Annotated in this window: 13 protein-coding genes; all 13 read right to left on the bottom strand. The window is 55.5% G+C overall.

Going from position 1 to position 15,667, the window contains the following annotated elements:
* Nucleotides 1–182: 182 nt before the first annotated feature.
* Nucleotides 183–1,082: a UTP--glucose-1-phosphate uridylyltransferase GalF gene (galF, locus tag F3J26_RS02870; protein WP_166991277.1), complete on the bottom strand. Its 900-nt coding sequence runs from the start codon at nucleotides 1,080–1,082 to the stop codon at nucleotides 183–185.
* A gap of 174 nt (nucleotides 1,083–1,256) precedes the next feature.
* Nucleotides 1,257–2,681 carry a colanic acid biosynthesis protein WcaM gene (wcaM, locus tag F3J26_RS02865; RefSeq protein WP_166991274.1) on the bottom strand — a complete coding sequence of 475 codons (1,425 nt, stop codon included), beginning with the start codon at nucleotides 2,679–2,681 and terminating at the stop codon, nucleotides 1,257–1,259.
* Nucleotides 2,682–2,707: 26 nt separating this feature from the next.
* Nucleotides 2,708–3,928, bottom strand: a complete 1,221-nt coding sequence (gene wcaL / locus F3J26_RS02860) for a colanic acid biosynthesis glycosyltransferase WcaL (protein WP_166991271.1) — start codon at nucleotides 3,926–3,928, stop codon at nucleotides 2,708–2,710.
* Complete coding sequence (gene wcaK / locus F3J26_RS02855) at nucleotides 3,925–5,205, bottom strand: colanic acid biosynthesis pyruvyl transferase WcaK (RefSeq protein ID WP_166991268.1); 1,281 nt, start codon at nucleotides 5,203–5,205, stop codon at nucleotides 3,925–3,927. The genes wcaL and wcaK overlap by 4 nt, the downstream gene beginning before the upstream one ends.
* Before the next feature lie 56 nt (nucleotides 5,206–5,261).
* Nucleotides 5,262–6,740: an MOP flippase family protein gene (locus tag F3J26_RS02850; RefSeq protein ID WP_166991265.1), complete on the bottom strand. Its 1,479-nt coding sequence runs from the start codon at nucleotides 6,738–6,740 to the stop codon at nucleotides 5,262–5,264.
* Between the two features lie 12 nt (nucleotides 6,741–6,752).
* Nucleotides 6,753–8,147 carry an undecaprenyl-phosphate glucose phosphotransferase gene (gene wcaJ / locus F3J26_RS02845; protein WP_166991262.1) on the bottom strand — a complete coding sequence of 465 codons (1,395 nt, stop codon included), beginning with the start codon at nucleotides 8,145–8,147 and terminating at the stop codon, nucleotides 6,753–6,755.
* A gap of 192 nt (nucleotides 8,148–8,339) precedes the next feature.
* The gene (cpsG, locus tag F3J26_RS02840; protein ID WP_166991259.1) at nucleotides 8,340–9,710 is read right to left on the bottom strand and encodes a phosphomannomutase CpsG; all 1,371 of its coding nucleotides are present in this window, start codon (nucleotides 9,708–9,710) and stop codon (nucleotides 8,340–8,342) included.
* 74 nt (nucleotides 9,711–9,784) lie between these two features.
* Nucleotides 9,785–11,227, bottom strand: a complete 1,443-nt coding sequence (gene cpsB / locus F3J26_RS02835; RefSeq protein ID WP_166991256.1) for a mannose-1-phosphate guanyltransferase — start codon at nucleotides 11,225–11,227, stop codon at nucleotides 9,785–9,787.
* Between the two features lie 3 nt (nucleotides 11,228–11,230).
* Nucleotides 11,231–12,451, bottom strand: coding sequence for a colanic acid biosynthesis fucosyltransferase WcaI (wcaI, locus tag F3J26_RS02830; protein ID WP_166991253.1), 1,221 nt, complete (start codon nucleotides 12,449–12,451; stop codon nucleotides 11,231–11,233).
* A complete protein-coding gene (locus F3J26_RS02825) occupies nucleotides 12,448–12,927 on the bottom strand; it encodes a GDP-mannose mannosyl hydrolase (protein ID WP_039295183.1) in 480 nt (159 codons plus the stop codon). Before F3J26_RS02825 ends, wcaI begins: the two co-directional genes overlap by 4 nt.
* 2 nt (nucleotides 12,928–12,929) lie before the next feature.
* Nucleotides 12,930–13,895 carry a GDP-L-fucose synthase gene (fcl, locus tag F3J26_RS02820; protein ID WP_166991250.1) on the bottom strand — a complete coding sequence of 322 codons (966 nt, stop codon included), beginning with the start codon at nucleotides 13,893–13,895 and terminating at the stop codon, nucleotides 12,930–12,932.
* Nucleotides 13,896–13,897: 2 nt separating this feature from the next.
* Nucleotides 13,898–15,019, bottom strand: coding sequence for a GDP-mannose 4,6-dehydratase (gene gmd / locus F3J26_RS02815; RefSeq protein WP_008455078.1), 1,122 nt, complete (start codon nucleotides 15,017–15,019; stop codon nucleotides 13,898–13,900).
* Between the two features lie 103 nt (nucleotides 15,020–15,122).
* Nucleotides 15,123–15,662: a colanic acid biosynthesis acetyltransferase WcaF gene (gene wcaF, locus F3J26_RS02810; RefSeq protein WP_166991247.1), complete on the bottom strand. Its 540-nt coding sequence runs from the start codon at nucleotides 15,660–15,662 to the stop codon at nucleotides 15,123–15,125.
* Between the last annotated feature and the right edge of the window lie 5 nt (nucleotides 15,663–15,667).

Here is a 15,667-nt window from a genome sequence, read left to right as displayed (position 1 = left end):
TTCTCAAGGAAAAATTTTGGTCTATACAGAACAACCAAAAAATGATAACCCTATGAAAATCTTAAACTTCATTGTTTATTTATAAAGCAAAACGGCGGCTCAACGTTCAAAGCCTGCCTAAGACTGAACGCCATGCCACCGTTTACCCCGCTCTCCTCCATGACAGCGACTTAAAACAGAACTTATGCCTTAGCTAGCAGCTTCTGAATGCTTTCTCGAAACTTCTGGCCTTCCTTGTGGTTGCGCAGCCCGTACTGGACGAACGCCTGCATATAGCCCATTTTCTTACCACAGTCGTAGCTCTCGCCGGTCATCTGCATCACTTCAACCGGCTGAGTTTCATTCAATACCGCGATGGCATCCGTGAGCTGAATACGTCCCCATGCACCCGGTTCTGTTTTTTCCAGCAACGGCCAAATATCAGCCGAAAGCACATAACGTCCAACGGCTGCAAGATCGGAGTCCAGCGTTTGCGGCTGGTCAGGTTTTTCAACAAACTCGACCATGCGGCTCACCTGCCCTTCATTCTGCAGCGGTTCTTTCGTAGTGATCACAGAATATGCCGCCAGATCTTCATTTGGCATGTGCTTAGCAAGAACCTGAGTTCGCCCCGTTTCATTGAAGCGAGCCACCATTGCAGCCAGGTTATAGCGCAGCGGGTCGGCAGTAGCACCATCAAGCACAACATCCGGCAGTACCACAACAAAAGGATTGTTACCCACGATAGGCTGTGCGCAAAGTATAGAGTGCCCCAGCCCAAGCGGTTGGGCCTGACGAACGTTCATGATGGTAACGCCTGGCGGGCAAATAGACTGGACTTCGGCCAGCAGCTGACGCTTAACGCGCTGCTCAAGCAGGGCTTCCAGCTCGTATGAGGTGTCGAAGTGGTTTTCAACAGCATTCTTGGAAGAGTGGGTTACCAGCACGATTTCTTTGATACCAGCGGCAACAATTTCGTCGACAATGTACTGGATCATCGGCTTATCAACGATAGGCAGCATCTCTTTAGGAATCGCCTTAGTGGCAGGCAGCATATGCATGCCCAAACCGGCTACCGGGATAACTGCTTTTAAATTAGTCATTCTTAGTCCCACCTCTAAATGGTTGGAAGATTATAGTCTTTTCGTGCTCTGATGCCAGCATGAATTTATTAAACGAATGATTCATGCTAGCGCCATAGAAGTGTCAACGAAATATGTCAATGCCGCTATTTCAGCCTTCGTTGACTCAGAATTGTCGTAAAAGGGGTTGCATTATTATTTACTTACTTTTGAGAGCGCAAAATTAAGATTCTCACCGTTGACGTGCAGCTGATCGATCCGGTCTATGTCTACCGAGCTTTGCCCCCTTTCATTTACTGCGTGAATATTCGCCAGCGACAGCAGCGTGCCGTCTTTGGCCATGAACTTGCCGCGCACATCCTTGCGGAGGTCGAAGTTCAGCTTCAGGGCTGGTCCTGCCGTAGAAAGCTGCATTACGTTGATATTTCGCATGAAAAGGTGCTGAGGTTTGTTATGAAACTCAAGCGAGGCGCGCTTGAGTGTGATGTTATTCAGTGCCACAAAGGAGGTTGCGTTCCCGGATGAGATCTGAATGCCGCGCAGAGGGCTACTCAGTTCGCTATTATCGAGTTTAATATCGCTTAACTTAAAGTTTTGCGGAATAGACAGGTAATTTCCCTTAATGACGCCATAACCAATCAGCATCCCGGCGCTGTTAACCATATCCACATCGTCAATGACAAAGTTATCGCAGCCATATATTGCCACGGTTGCGTTATCAATCCCTGCCGTGCGGCTAAAGCTCGGATTAATATTGCGCGCCTTTACGTTACGTATAAGGAAATGCTTCCCATTCTCAACATGAACTAATTGCCGGCAGTTGCTGCCGGTAATGTTGGCCACAACGAAGTTTTTTACCGCCTGATCTTCGGGATAATTATTGTCATATGTGCTGCCCGCCAGCCCAATACCTATTCCCCAGTTAATCTTTCCATTAGTACAGTTAATGTTGTCAATAACGTGGTCGGAAATCAGCAGGTCGTGGTCGTTGATCGCCACATTCCACTCAATGGCATCCCCTTGCAGATGGCTGAAGTGGCCGTTGGTGATACGCACATTCTCCATCCGGTTGTGAAACCCCTGCCGCAGGATGGCGTAGTTGGCATCATGTACCGTGATGTTGTCGATAGTCAGATTGCGCATAGTCCGGTTATCTTTCCCGCCAATGTAAATCTGCGCCACATTGACAAACCCGCTCATATCTATGCCCTTGATCGTACAGTCGGATCCCCTCACATCCAGCGTGATGTTGTTAAATCGCCCTTTTCCCTCCCCGACTATCTGGCAGTTATCCTGCAGTACAAATCGCCCTTTGCCATTCCCTTTCAGCCCACCAGCCACATGAAGCGTTTTCCCCTGCGGCATAAAAATGGCGGTATTCATGCTGTCACAGACAACGTCTGCCGGGACTTCAACCACATCCGCTGCGGCAAACGCCTTGTTAAACGCGGCGATCCAATCGGCCTGGTAGAAATCTTTGATGTTTACCTGTGTTCCCCGGCCAATGGCGTTTACCGTGCCGGGAATAAGGGATGTCGCCGCTAACGCAGAGCCTGCGGCGAGCAGTTTGCGGCGAGACGCAGAGAAAGGAAGATGCTTCAGTGAATTGCTTTTCGACATAAGTCCTCAGCATAAGATTCGGTGATTTATAGCGTCTGAAGCTGACGGGCAAGCTGCTGGTAGATAACCTGCTGATTGAACTGGCCGGCGACTTTCTCTCTTGCCCGAGCCAGTATTAACTGCAGGTCACTTTCTGGCACAGAAGCCGCAACCTGTAGCTTATCGGCGAGCGCAAAAGCATCCTTTTCCGGCACCAGCCAGCCCGACTCATCGGCGTCGATAAGCTCAGGAATACCGCTATGAACGGTAGACACTACCGGAATGCCAACGGCCATCGCCTCCATCAGCGCCACGGGGATGCCTTCCATATCCCCGTCTTCGCCGGTCACCGAAGGAAGCAAGAACAGGTCGGCCTGGTCCAGCATCGCCTTCACTTCATGGCTCGGCTTAAAACCGGGCATAAAGACCACGTCCTCCAGCTGCAATTGCTCAATCAGCGTCTTCAGACGACGCTCCCAGGGGCCAATGCCTAAAATGTTGTAGCGAAATGCCACGCCGCGCGCTTTCAGCAGGCGACAGGCTTCAATGGCAAAATGTAACCCTTTTTTTTCCGTCAGCCGCGCCACCGAGATAATCTCCAGCGTCGCCCCCGGCGTTTTCATGGGTCTTAAAGAAAACTTGTCCATATCCACGCCCATCCTTGAGACCGCAATTTTGCTCTCCGGGCAGCCCATGTTTTTCAGGCGGCTGGCCCAGAGATTGCTTATGGGTAGCATTAAGTCCCCGCGCTCAAACAGCTGCCTGTATTCCGGCGTATAGTGAGCCAGCGCATCCCGGTGCGAGATATCAATCCCGTGAAACACGGTGGCAATTTTGCCGTTGAGCACGCCAAGCTCCTTCAGCTTGGCGGCCGTAACGCCCGCCGGGCCAAAGTGAGCAATAAAAACGTCGGCCTCAAGCGGCTGTTTCTGCCGGCCACAAATCGAGGACAGGATCAGATTGCGGGCTTCATCGCCATAGCGCGTGCGGTTAAGCGCTCGCCATGTGCTGCCTCGCAAAGTCCCCCGCAGCGTATTCCACGCCCGGTTTTTCAGCTTCGCGGCTTTACCTTCTGGCTCGTCGAGCAGCCAGACGGTTTTTTCCGAAAGCCCATAGCTTTTAAACGCCGCGTGGGTATTGGTCATGTCGCCCTTTTGCAGGGCAACAATCTCAACCTCGTGGCCCATGTCGATAAAAGCGGTTATCTGATTCAGCACAAAAGTTTCCGACGCCAGGGGAAACTTCAGCAGGAAGAAACCGACCTTCATTTCTCCTCCTTAACTCGCTCAAGCACCGAGCGCACCATGTTCATGCCGTTAGCACGCTCAGCGCTCACTGCCGCCGTAAGACGTTGGTTAATCGCGGGCAATTGCCCCAAAACATTCGCCACTACGCCCTGCAAAGAGCCGTCCAGCAACTGGCGAATATCAATAGCCATTTCTGGCATCCCCAGTTGCTGCATGATGCCCGCAGATTTGTGCTCGTAGTTGATGGCGATAGCCGGCGTGCCGAAGTTCATCGAAATAATGGCCGAGTGGAGACGCGTGCCCACCGTGAGCTCGCAGGCAGCAAAAATTTTGCCCATTTCCAGGTCGTTCAGCTCGTCCATCACGACGTGGTAGTCATCGGGTTGGGTGATGTACTGGCGGATATTGAGCGCCACCATGCGGTCGTCTTTGTTATAGCTGTCGATGCCGGTGCAGGTGGAAAGCGCCAGGACCTGATAGCCCTGTTCAATCGTGCGATTTACCACTTCGGCAAAGGCCTTCTCGTAGGCTTCCTGGGTGGTGCCGAGGCGTTTATCAAACGGCGCCAGTTCGCGGAGCGTAATCGCCACGGTTCTCTTTCTCTCGACCACGCCCAGCCAGTGCTTAACCGCATAACCCGGCACAAAATCCTCTTCATGCTGCGCCACCAGCCACGCCGTATCGACGCCCTGTTCCACCTTGCTGGTGTCGATTTGACTTTGCTTCATCAACGCCAGACTTACGGTTTCGCGCAGAATCAGGGATTTAGCGTGCCCAAAGACGTAGTTCGCCAGTTGGTTAAACTGCGGCTCCTGGAACGGGCCCACGCTGTGGCCAACCATATAAACCGGCTTGCGGGCCATGAAGCTGCACAGCGCGTGCTCAAACTGCGTGACGCCATAAAGATCGACAAAGAAAGAGCCGCCCACCTGAATAATCGCGTCGTATTCCTGCAGCGATTTCACAAAATCAATAAACCCCTGTGGGATGGCGATGTTACGCAGCCGCCCGGTGTTGCTTGCTTTCGCTACCAGCACATGGTGCTGATATTTACGGCGCAGGACTTTTTTGACCCGCCCGACCAGCCCGGCGGCGTTGTTATACCGCTTCATCTGCTTGTAGAGCCCGTCACCCAGCACCGGGCGCCCCAGCAGCCAGGCAGAACTGACCGGGTAGCGGCTCATCACATCCACATGAATGCTGTCATCAAGCGTCGTGATGGCGTCAATCAACCCGCGCAAAATGGCGCTATCACCGCGGTTGCCGCAAGTATGGTTGCCAAGAATAAGTAATTTCATATCGACCTCTAACTTTATGACAAAGGGGAAAATGTGGTTTCCCCTCTTTGTTGTTCTTAGCCAGCGCGGAGCAGCGCTTTCAGGCGTTCGCTGCGGCAAAACTGCCGCTTCAGTTCAACGATCAGCGCATTGCGGGACAAAATAATCATCACGATAAACGCCGCCGCTCCCGCGACGACCTGTGCCGCCAGCAACATCGCCAGAGGCAAATGCCCGGTCAGCGCGATGCCTAGCCCGGCGCTGACAATCAGCGTTGGGAGTGAGAGATAAAAAGGCAGCCAGATGCTGAGGATGTATTCCCGATAGCTGGAGCCCAGCACGGGTTTAATCATGATGAAATAGCTGAACACGGTGTTCACAACCTGAACCAGCAGGAAACCGAGCGTCACGCCGAGTGCGCCGCCGAGCTGGCCGCCGACAATAATCGCCGGAATAAACAGGCAGGTTTTAAACACGTTGAATTTGAAGCTGATGTCCACGCGCGCTTTGGCCATCAGCAGCGAACCGATGGGATTCCCGATGGAACGCAGCAGGCCAACAACGCACAACAGCTGCAGGATGGGCGTGATGAACTGCCACTTCTCCCCAAACACCAGCGGGACGAAGTTATTGGAGACCACCATCAGCCCCAGCAGCGCCGGAAAATTAATGATGCCCACAATCGACAGCAGCTTGTAAAAATTCACCCGGAGCTTCGCCGTGTCGTCCTGAATTTTGGCAAACGCCGGAAACAGCACGCGCGTGATGATCGGGTTGAGTTTCATCGGCGGCACGACGGCCACGTTATAAGCCAGGTTATAGCCGCCGGCGACCCCAGCCCCGAGAATACGCGCCAGTACCAGCGTGGAAAGGTTGGTATTGACGTAGTTGATCACGCTGTCGGCGGTCAGCCAGGCGCCAAACTTCAGGTTGGAATTCACTGACTTCAGGGAGAAGTGGAAGCCAGGGCGGTAAATCTTGCGGCCAAAGAAGCCAAACAGTGAGGTACGAACGACGGTATTAACCAGGTAACCGATGATTGCCGTGATGGCAAACGGGTAGTACATCGCCGCCGTCACGGTGACGCTGAACCCCACCAGCACGGACACCGTCTCAATCGAGCCGATTTTTGAAAACTCCAGCTCCTTTTGCATCAGGGCGCGAAACTGCTGCCCGTGAGGGATGACAATAAAAGCAAAGGCCAGCGTTTTAATCAGCGGCGACAGGTCCGGGTTATGCAGCACGGCGGCAATCACATCGCTCAGTAAAAACACCGCGATGCACACCAGCACGCCCAGCCCGACATTCAGCCAGTAGAGCGTGGTCAACTCCAGCTGGCTTATCTCTTTGCGCTGAATAATCGAGTTGGCGATACCAAAATCAGACAGCGTATCGGCCAGGGCGATGATCACCAGCGACACCGTCAGCAGACCAAACTGGTGGTTATCAATAGTTCTGGCCAGAATCGTCATCTGCGCCAGCCCTAAACCAATAATGATCACCGTTGCAATCGCGGACCACTTCGCCCCGCTGATGGTTTTTTCTCTCAGGCTCATGTTGGATTCCGGTCAGTATGCCGCTTTGTGAACAAAGCCTTTGAAAACGGTCAGGAAGACAATCTTGATGTCGAACCACAGGCTCCACTCGCGAATGTATTCCAGGTCGAACTCCACGCGTTTCTCCATCTTGTCGAGCGTATCCGTTTCCCCGCGCCAGCCGTTAATTTGCGCCCAGCCGGTAATGCCCGGTTTGACCTTGTGGCGCAGCATGTAGCCTTCTATTAACGCGCGATATTGCTCGTTATGGGCCACGGCATGGGGACGAGGGCCGACGATGGACATACCGCCCAGCAGCACGTTGATAAACTGCGGCAGTTCGTCGAGGGAGGTGCGGCGCAGAAAGCTGCCTACCGGCGTGATGCGCGAATCCCCTTTCGTGGCCTGCACAACCACCGCGTCGTTTTCCATCACCTTCATAGAGCGGAATTTCCACACTTTGATTGGCTTGCCGTCCATGCCGTAGCGCGTCTGGCGGAAAATAACCGGCCCGGGCGAAGTCAGCTTCACCGCCAGGCTAATGCAAAGCAGAACAGGGGAAATGAGCAGCAGGATAAAAGAGGAGAGCACGATATCTTCCAGCCGTTTGAGTACGCTGTTAAAGCCACTCAAAGGCGTTTCAAACAGGGGCACAACCGGCACGCCGTTGACCTCTTCGGTGCGGGCATTAAGGATATTAAAGGTGAAAACATCGGGGATCAGCAGTACCGAACAGGTGGTATCCGCCAGCTCACTCACCAGCTTTTTAATGCGCGACTCGTGGCTCATTTCCATCGCAATATAGACTTTATCAATTTGGCCGCTACGGGCGTCCGCCACCAGCGTATTGAAGTTGCCAATATAGCTAACCAGGGCACCTGCAGGCGGCTCATCGTCATACACGCCAAGCACGTTGAAGCCGAGCCACGGTTCATTCTTGAAGCTCTGCGCCAGCATCTGTCCGACCGGCAAAGAGCCCGCAATGGCAACGCGTCGCGTATTAAAACCTTTATTACGCAGCCAGCCTGCGGCAAAACGGATCCATGACCGGCAGATAACCATCCCCACACCGGCCAAGGCATACCAGGCCAGATAAACCCAGAAAGAGCCATCAAAATCGCTGTTAAACGCCAGCAGACCGGCGCTGAAAACCACGCTCAGCGTCCAGTTTTGCAGCAACAGGAATAGCTCGCTGGACATTTTCACCCCGCGCCATGAACGGTAAAAATCCGTCATCCCACCGATCATCTGGAACACAACGAGGGTTAATAAAGCCATCAGCAAATGCATATAGAGAAAAGGCAAAGCGTTAGCCTTGCAAACCATCCATAGCCCGGCAAACATGATGCTGATGTCAGAAAAACGTTGCACCATAGAGATCAACGATGCGTTGGTTTTTGGCAGCTCGCGCTTTTTTAGATTTGTCATCGTTTTACCTTTGAAAGTTGTCGCATCGGTGTTTTCCCCCTCACCCCAGCCCTCTTCCCACGGGGGAGAGGGAGAAAAGCTGGCACCTGACTATTTCTCCACTGGAGAGTGAGAGAAAAGCTGGCACTTGATATTCCCTCTCCCTTCCAGGGAGAGGGTCAGGGTGAGGGTTAAACACCTCAATACGGCAGATTATTGGTTCAGCAGAGCCATAATTTCCTGCGTTCGCGCCTGCATCAGCGCCTCGTTTCCGCGGGACTCCACGTTCAGGCGCACCACAGGCTCGGTGTTAGAGCTGCGCAGGTTGAAGCGCCAGTCGCCAAACGCCATGCTGATGCCGTCCGTGTGGTCAATCTCTGCCGCGTGCGGGCCGAAATGCGCGCGTACACGTTCAATCGCCTCTGCCGGCGCTTCCAGCTTGCTGTTGATTTCACCGCTGGCCGGCCACGCCGCCATCCGGTCCGCTACCAGCTCGCCCAGCGTTTTGCCCTTCAGGCACAGTAATTCGGTCACCAGCAGCCACGGGATCATCCCGCTGTCGCAATAGGCAAAATCGCGGAAATAGTGATGGGCGCTCATCTCCCCGCCGTAAATGGCATCCTCTTCACGCATCCGCTCTTTGATAAACGCATGCCCGGTTTTCGACATCACCGGCTGGCCGCCCGCACGCTCAACGATATCGACCGTGTTCCAGGACAGCCGCGGGTCGTGAATGATTTTTGCCCCAGGCTGTTTCTCAAGAAACGCCGCCGCCAGCAGGCCCACGATGTAGTACCCTTCGATAAACTGCCCTTTCTCGTCGAACAGGAAGCAGCGGTCAAAGTCCCCGTCAAACGCGATGCCCATATCCGCCCCGTGCGCAATCACCGCGTCGCGCGTATCGGCGCGGCACTCCGGCAACAGCGGGTTAGGAATACCGTTCGGGAAATTGCCGTCCGGCGTGTTGTGCACCTTCACAAACGTCAGCGGGACATTAAGTGCCTTAAAGCGGGCTTCGATGGCGTCCACAATCGGGCCGGCCGCGCCGTTACCGGAGTTCACCACCAGCTTCAGCGGCTTGATGTGGCTGACGTTGATGTAGGAGAAAAGATGGTCGAGATAAGCGTCTACCACCGACACTTTCTGATAGCTGCCGCGCGCCGCCTCATCCACCGGCGGGAAGTCGTTGGCTTCCGCCAGGCGCTGTACGTCCCGCAGGCCGGTGTCACCGCTGATGGGGCGTGCGCCCTGGCGCACCAGCTTCATGCCGTTGTAGTCCATCGGGTTGTGGCTGGCGGTCACTTCGATGCCGCCGTCCACGTCCAGATGCCAGGTGGCAAAGTAAATCTCTTCGGTGCCGGACAGGCCGATATCCAGCACGTCCACGCCCGCATCCTGCAGGCCACGCGCCAGCGCCTGTTTCAGCGATTCGCTGGTCAGACGCACGTCGCCGCCCAGCACGATAGTTTTTGGCTTCAGGTACTCGCCGTAGGCGCGGCCGATGCGCCAGGCGATGTCTTCATTTAGCTCGTCGCCCAGGCGGCCGCGGATGTCGTAGGCTTTAAAACAGGTCAGTTGCTGCATGATTTCGCTCCTTCGGGCAACAGTTACCCAACCCACGGGTCTTTGGCCCGTGGAGCTTGTTTTTTAGTCAGGGATTAAATACGTCCGTAGCGATCCTGGAAGCGGACGATGTCGTCTTCTTCCAGATAGGTACCGGAGCGAACCTCAATCAGGTCGAGGGGAATTTTGCCGGGGTTTTCCAGGCAGTGGGTCATGCCGAGCGGAATGTAGATAGACTCGTTTTCACCCAGCAGCTTAATCTCATCCCCCAGAGTGACTTTGGCGGTGCCCGCCACCACAATCCAGTGTTCGGCGCGGTGGTGGTGCATTTGCAGCGAGAGCCCTTCGCCAGGCTTAACGGTGATGCGCTTCACCTGGTAACGCTCCCCGGCGTCGATGGAGTCGTATTTCCCCCACGGGCGGTAAACTTCCCGGTGGTTATGGTGCTCGTGGCGGCCATCACCTTTGATGCGCTCCACCACTTTCTTCACGTTCTGTACGTGGTCACGGTCGGCAATCAGCACCGCATCTTTGGTTTGCACCACGACCAGGTCTTTCACCCCCACGGTAGTGACCAGGCCGGATTCGGCATAGATGTAGCTGTTTTCGGTTTCGTGACTGATGACATCGCCGTGATGTACGTTCCCTTCCGGGCTCTTGGCGCTGATTTCCCACAGCGAGGACCACGAGCCCACATCGCTCCAGCCGGCGTCCATCGGCACCACTACCGCATCGGCGGTTTTTTCCATTACCGCATAGTCGATAGACTCATCCGGGCAGGCCAGGAACGCCTGCTCATCCACGCGAACGAAATCCAGATCCGGGTCAACGCCCGCCATGGCTTTTTCGCAGGCGGCCAGAATGTCGGGGCGGAACTTCGCCAGCTCTTCCAGATAGCGGCCCGCGCGGAACAGGAACATGCCGCTGTTCCAGTAGTATTCGCCGCAGGCGACATAGGCCTGGGCGGTGGAGAGATCGGGTTTTTCGACAAACTGCGCGACGCTAAACGCCAGGGCATCGGCGCCGTTTTCCGGCGTCGTCACTGCGCCACGGCGAATATAGCCGTAGCCCGTTTCCGGCAGGTCGGGGACGATCCCGAAGGTCACCAGCTTGCCTGCTTCCGCATAAGGCATAGCGCAGCGCACCGCCTCGCGGAAAGCTTCTTCATTCTGGATGACGTGATCGGCGGCGAGAATCAGCATCAGCGGGTCCTGCTGCGGCTGGTTACGCAGCGCGGCCAGGGCGGCCAGCGCAATGGCTGGCGCGGTGTTGCGCCCGGCCGGTTCCAGCACGATATTTTCGGTCAGTTTACTTAGCTGGCGCAGCTGCTCGGCGACAATAAAGCGGTGTTCCTCATTGCAAATCACCACCGGGCTTTCGCACTCTACCCCGTTCAGGCGATTGATGGTGGTTTGCAGCATGGTCAGTTCCCCTTTCAGGCAGAGGAACTGCTTGGGGTACAGCACGCGGGACAGCGGCCAGAGACGGCTCCCGTTTCCGCCCGCCATGATCACCGGATAGAGTTGTGACTGACTCATCATTTATCCCCGAATGTCAGCAATAAATTGGCTTAACACGTTCTCTTTTTCGAGCGTGCGTTCGGCATATTCACGTGCCGTCGTGTTGTGTTGTGGCAGCTGCAGACAGCGTTCAATGCCCGCCGCCAGCGCATCGGCGGATTCAGGCATCACGCAAACCGCAATGCCCGGATACGCTTCGCAAAGCTGGCCCAGCTCTGTTTCAGGCTCGGCGGTAATCACCGCATTGCCGCCGACGGCCAGGATATTGGTGAGTTTTGACGGCAGGACGGCGTCCGCCGCTCCCCGGCGCTGGATAACCAGATGACAATCGGCCAGGCAGAGCAGCGCGGGCAGCGCGTCGTAAGACTGAAGCGGGTGGAACACCACGTTACTCAGCCCGTGAACGTGCACCAGTTTTTCGAGCCTCTCTTTACCGCCGCCCTGGCCCACAATCACGAACAGATACGGGCTCTCAGAGAAGCGGCTCGCCACTTCAATCACCGTTTCCAGCCCCTGTTTTTCGCCGATGTTGCCGGAGTAAAGAATGATTTTTTTATCTTCCGGCAGGTTGAGCGCCTGGCGCACGGCCTGGATTTGCGCCGGATCAACATCACGGAAACGCGCCACTTCCGACCAGTTAGGGAAAAAAATCACCCGCTGTGGATCGACGCCTTTCTCGGTAGCCTTGTTCATCATCGAGCGAGAAATGGTGGAGACGTTATCAACGTTGTGCAGCCCGCTTTTTTCAAAGCGCTGGGCCAGGCGAGCAATTTTTCCCAGTGTCTTTCCGGCCATACCGAGGCCGAGCATCGCGTCCACCTCGTAGTCCTGAATGTGCAGCAGCGTGCGCGCCCCGCTCAGTTTTGCCAGCAGGCGCATCCCCGGCACGCAAAACAGCGTCGGCACCACGCCAATGACCCGGTCTGGCTTCCAGTTGCGTTGCGCCAGAAGCGGAAAAAATGAACTCAGCGCGAAGCTGCCCAGGTGAATCAGGCGTTTCAGCGTCGAAGGCTGCTTCGGCACATACAGCGGGCAGCGCCAGACGGTCGCTTTCCCCGGCTCTTTTTTGTATTTCCACGCCGAGTAGTCCGGGTGCACGCGCCAGACCGGATAATAAGGCGGCGCGGTGATCACCCGCACCTCATGGCCCCGGCTGGTCATCCACTCCACCATTTCACCGGTGTACTTGCCGATGCCGGTCAGCTCCGGGGAATAGTTAATGCCGTAGACCAGAATTTTCATAAGCCCGGTACCTTCCCTTTGCCCTGGGTGATGAAGTAAGCACGGCTGTTGTCGTGCACGTCTTCCCGCTTGAGCAGCGCTTCCGGCGTCAGCCAGCAGTACGCTTTGTGCTGCTCAGCAGGCAGGTTCAGCTGTTTGTCGTCCACCCGCAGGCGGAAACCCAGCACCACGTAATGGGTCGAGAAATCCTTCCCGGAGAAGTTATCGCCGTAGAAATGCTGCCAGACGCCGTAAAACTCCCCGTCCAGCAGAGTGAACGATTTGCCCAGCTCAGCCTCGGTGAGACGAATAAAAGCATTCGCCAGCGTTTCGTTCTTCAGCACCCTTCCCCCCGGCACAAACCAAAAGCCCTTCGCAGGGCGATTGGTCCGCAAACCCAGCAGGAATTCGCCCGCCTGGTTTTCGACGATAAGGTCGATGGAGATCAGCGGCGTGGCGCTCACTACGGTGGCAAAATCTTCCGCGCTCAAAAACATGCTTACCCCCGGAACCGCTGCTGGTTTTCGAGGAACCACTGGTAAGTGCTGGCGAGGCCCGCCTCCAGGGAAATCTCGTGATACCAGCCGAGGCGATGCAGGCGGGATACATCCAGCAGCTTGCGCGGCGTGCCGTCAGGTTTGGTGGCGTCAAACACCACGCGCCCACGGTAGCCGGTCACTTTGGCCAGCGTCTGCGCCAGTTCACGGATAGTGCAGTCCACGCCGGTGCCGACGTTAATGTGCGACAGCATCGGGTCGGTATTCTCCTGCCACACTTCCCGATCCAGCTCCATCACGTGAATGCTGGCTGCCGCCATGTCGTCGACGTGTAAGAACTCACGCATCGGCGTGCCGCTGCCCCATACCACCACGTCCGGGGCATTCTCCTGGGTGGCCTCATGGAAGCGGCGCAGCAGGGCCGGAATAACGTGAGAGTTGCTAGGGTGGAAGTTGTCGTTCGGCCCGTACAGATTGGTCGGCATCACCGAGCGGTAATCCCGCCCGTACTGGCGGTTGTAGGACTCGCACAGCTTGATCCCGGCAATCTTGGCAATCGCATACGGCTCGTTCGTGGCTTCAAGCGTGCCCTGCAGCAGCTCGCTTTCGGCCATCGGCTGCTTCGCCATCTTCGGGTAAATACAGGATGAGCCGAGGAACAACAGTTTGTTCACGCCGTGCGTGTGCGCGGCATGAATAATGTTGCTTTCGATCATCATGTTCTCGTAGATAAACTCTGCCGGGAACGTGTTATTGGCGACGATACCGCCCACTTTTGCCGCCGCCAGGTAAACCTGGTCGATTTTCTCGCTGGCGAAGAAGGCATTAACGTCCCCAGCGTCCAGCAGATTCAGCTCATCGCGCCCGCGCAGCACCAGCTCAACGTCATCGCGCTGCCCGAGCTGGCGGACGATGGCCGAGCCGACCATCCCACGGTGACCGGCAACAAAGATACGTTTTTTATTCATGCTCAGGACTCCAGCGCGATGGCGACCTCATAACCATGGGACTTCAGCAGAGAGTGTTTCTTCGCCGCTTCAAGGTCTTTGGCTACCATTTCACCAACCATCTCCTGCAGGGTAATTTCCGGCTTCCAGCCAAGCGTTTCATGCGCTTTGGTTGGGTCGCCCAGCAGGGTTTCCACTTCCGCAGGACGGAAGTAACGCGGATCAACGGAGACGATAACGTCGCCTGGTTTCACGCCCGGTGCGTCGTGACCCGTGACGGAAACCACAATGCCTTTCTCTTCCACGCCCTGACCTTCAAAGCGCAGTTTGATGCCGAGCTGAGCCGCCGCCATTTCTACGAACTGACGCACGGAGTACTGCACGCCGGTGGCGATCACGAAGTCTTCCGGTTTTTCCTGCTGCAGCATCATCCACTGCATTTTCACGTAGTCTTTGGCGTGGCCCCAGTCGCGCAGGGAATCCATGTTGCCGAGGTACAGGCACTTCTCCAGGCCCTGAGCGATGTTGGCAATCGCGCGGGTAATTTTGCGAGTGACGAAGGTTTCGCCGCGACGCGGAGATTCGTGGTTGAACAGAATGCCGTTACAGGCATACATGCCGTAGGATTCACGGTAGTTGACGGTGATCCAGTAGGCGTAAAGCTTGGCGACTGCGTAGGGGGAACGCGGGTAGAAAGGTGTGGTTTCTTTCTGTGGGATCTCCTGCACCAGGCCGTACAGCTCTGAAGTGGATGCCTGGTAGAAGCGCGTTTTCTTTTCGAGGCCGAGGAAGCGAATGGCTTCGAGCAGGCGCAGGGTGCCCATCGCATCCACGTCCGCGGTGTATTCCGGTGACTCAAAAGAAACCGCGACGTGGCTCATCGCGCCCAGGTTGTAGACTTCATCCGGCTGCACTTCGGACAAAATACGGGTCAGGTTGGAGGTGTCGGTCAGGTCGCCATAGTGCAGATGGAATTTTGGGTTACCCGCGTGCGGATCCTGATAAATGTGGTCCACACGTTCGGTATTGAAAGAAGAGGCGCGGCGCTTGATACCGTGGACTTCATAGCCTTTTTCCAGCAGGAATTCCGCCAGGTAAGAGCCGTCTTGTCCGGTGACACCCGTAATGAGAGCTACTTTAGTCATGATAATTTATCCTCTGTGAACATTTTTATTGGCCCTTACCCCTCACTCCCTGTCTCTCCGCAGAGGGAGATAAACAGTCACAAACAGAGCAAGGGTGAAAGCATTACGCGCGGTCGCGTATTTTTACTGCCGGGTTTCCCCGGCAAACGGCATTCGCCGGTAATGATTTATAAACGCTGCTCCGGGCTCCCACGACACAGCCATCGCCTATCGTGACGCCCGGGGAAACAAATACATCCGTTGCCAGCCAGCATTTTTCGCCGATAACAATCGGTGACTGGGTAATATCGAAATGCTGACTCATATAATCGTGACTGCCGGTGCACAAATAACATTTTTGCGACACCACGGAATTTGCGCCGATGCTAATTTCACCGAGGGTATAGAGCACGGCATCATCGCCAACCCAGGCATAATCTCCGAGCGTTAACTTCCATGGGTAGGTAATTTTCGCCGAGGGGCGAATAACAACATTCCTGCCTACCTTCGCCCCAAAAACACGTAATAAAAAGGCACGCCACGGATATAAAACTTGCGGAGACCAGGCAAATAGAGTGGCCTGAACCGCCCACCACAACTGTACTTTAATGCCGCTCGCGCCGCGAAATCCCCTCGGTACACTGAAGCCGCTTAAATTCTGCATAATAT

The sequence above is a fragment of the Enterobacter sp. Ap-867 genome, from assembly GCF_011752855.1.
Lineage (GTDB): Bacteria > Pseudomonadota > Gammaproteobacteria > Enterobacterales > Enterobacteriaceae > Cedecea.
The sequence above is the reverse complement of the archived record's forward strand: the minus strand, read 5'-3'. Positions and strand labels throughout refer to the sequence as shown.

What these genes read in the sequence shown, in the direction of transcription:
- cpsB (WP_166991256.1), bottom strand. Translation starts at nt 11,227, where the DNA reads ATGAGTCAGTCACAACTCTATCCGGTGATCATGGCGGGCGGAAACGGG.
- cpsG (WP_166991259.1), bottom strand. Translation starts at nt 9,710, where the DNA reads ATGCAGCAACTGACCTGTTTTAAAGCCTACGACATCCGCGGCCGCCTG.
- wcaF (WP_166991247.1), bottom strand. Translation starts at nt 15,662, where the DNA reads ATGCAGAATTTAAGCGGCTTCAGTGTACCGAGGGGATTTCGCGGCGCG.
- wcaL (WP_166991271.1), bottom strand. Translation starts at nt 3,928, where the DNA reads ATGAAGGTCGGTTTCTTCCTGCTGAAGTTTCCCCTGGCGTCGGAAACT.
- F3J26_RS02850 (WP_166991265.1), bottom strand. Translation starts at nt 6,740, where the DNA reads ATGAGCCTGAGAGAAAAAACCATCAGCGGGGCGAAGTGGTCCGCGATT.
- F3J26_RS02825 (WP_039295183.1), bottom strand. Translation starts at nt 12,927, where the DNA reads ATGTTTTTGAGCGCGGAAGATTTTGCCACCGTAGTGAGCGCCACGCCG.
- galF (WP_166991277.1), bottom strand. Translation starts at nt 1,082, where the DNA reads ATGACTAATTTAAAAGCAGTTATCCCGGTAGCCGGTTTGGGCATGCAT.
- fcl (WP_166991250.1), bottom strand. Translation starts at nt 13,895, where the DNA reads ATGAATAAAAAACGTATCTTTGTTGCCGGTCACCGTGGGATGGTCGGC.
- wcaM (WP_166991274.1), bottom strand. Translation starts at nt 2,681, where the DNA reads ATGTCGAAAAGCAATTCACTGAAGCATCTTCCTTTCTCTGCGTCTCGC.
- wcaJ (WP_166991262.1), bottom strand. Translation starts at nt 8,147, where the DNA reads ATGACAAATCTAAAAAAGCGCGAGCTGCCAAAAACCAACGCATCGTTG.
- gmd (WP_008455078.1), bottom strand. Translation starts at nt 15,019, where the DNA reads ATGACTAAAGTAGCTCTCATTACGGGTGTCACCGGACAAGACGGCTCT.
- wcaI (WP_166991253.1), bottom strand. Translation starts at nt 12,451, where the DNA reads ATGAAAATTCTGGTCTACGGCATTAACTATTCCCCGGAGCTGACCGGC.
- wcaK (WP_166991268.1), bottom strand. Translation starts at nt 5,205, where the DNA reads ATGAAATTACTTATTCTTGGCAACCATACTTGCGGCAACCGCGGTGAT.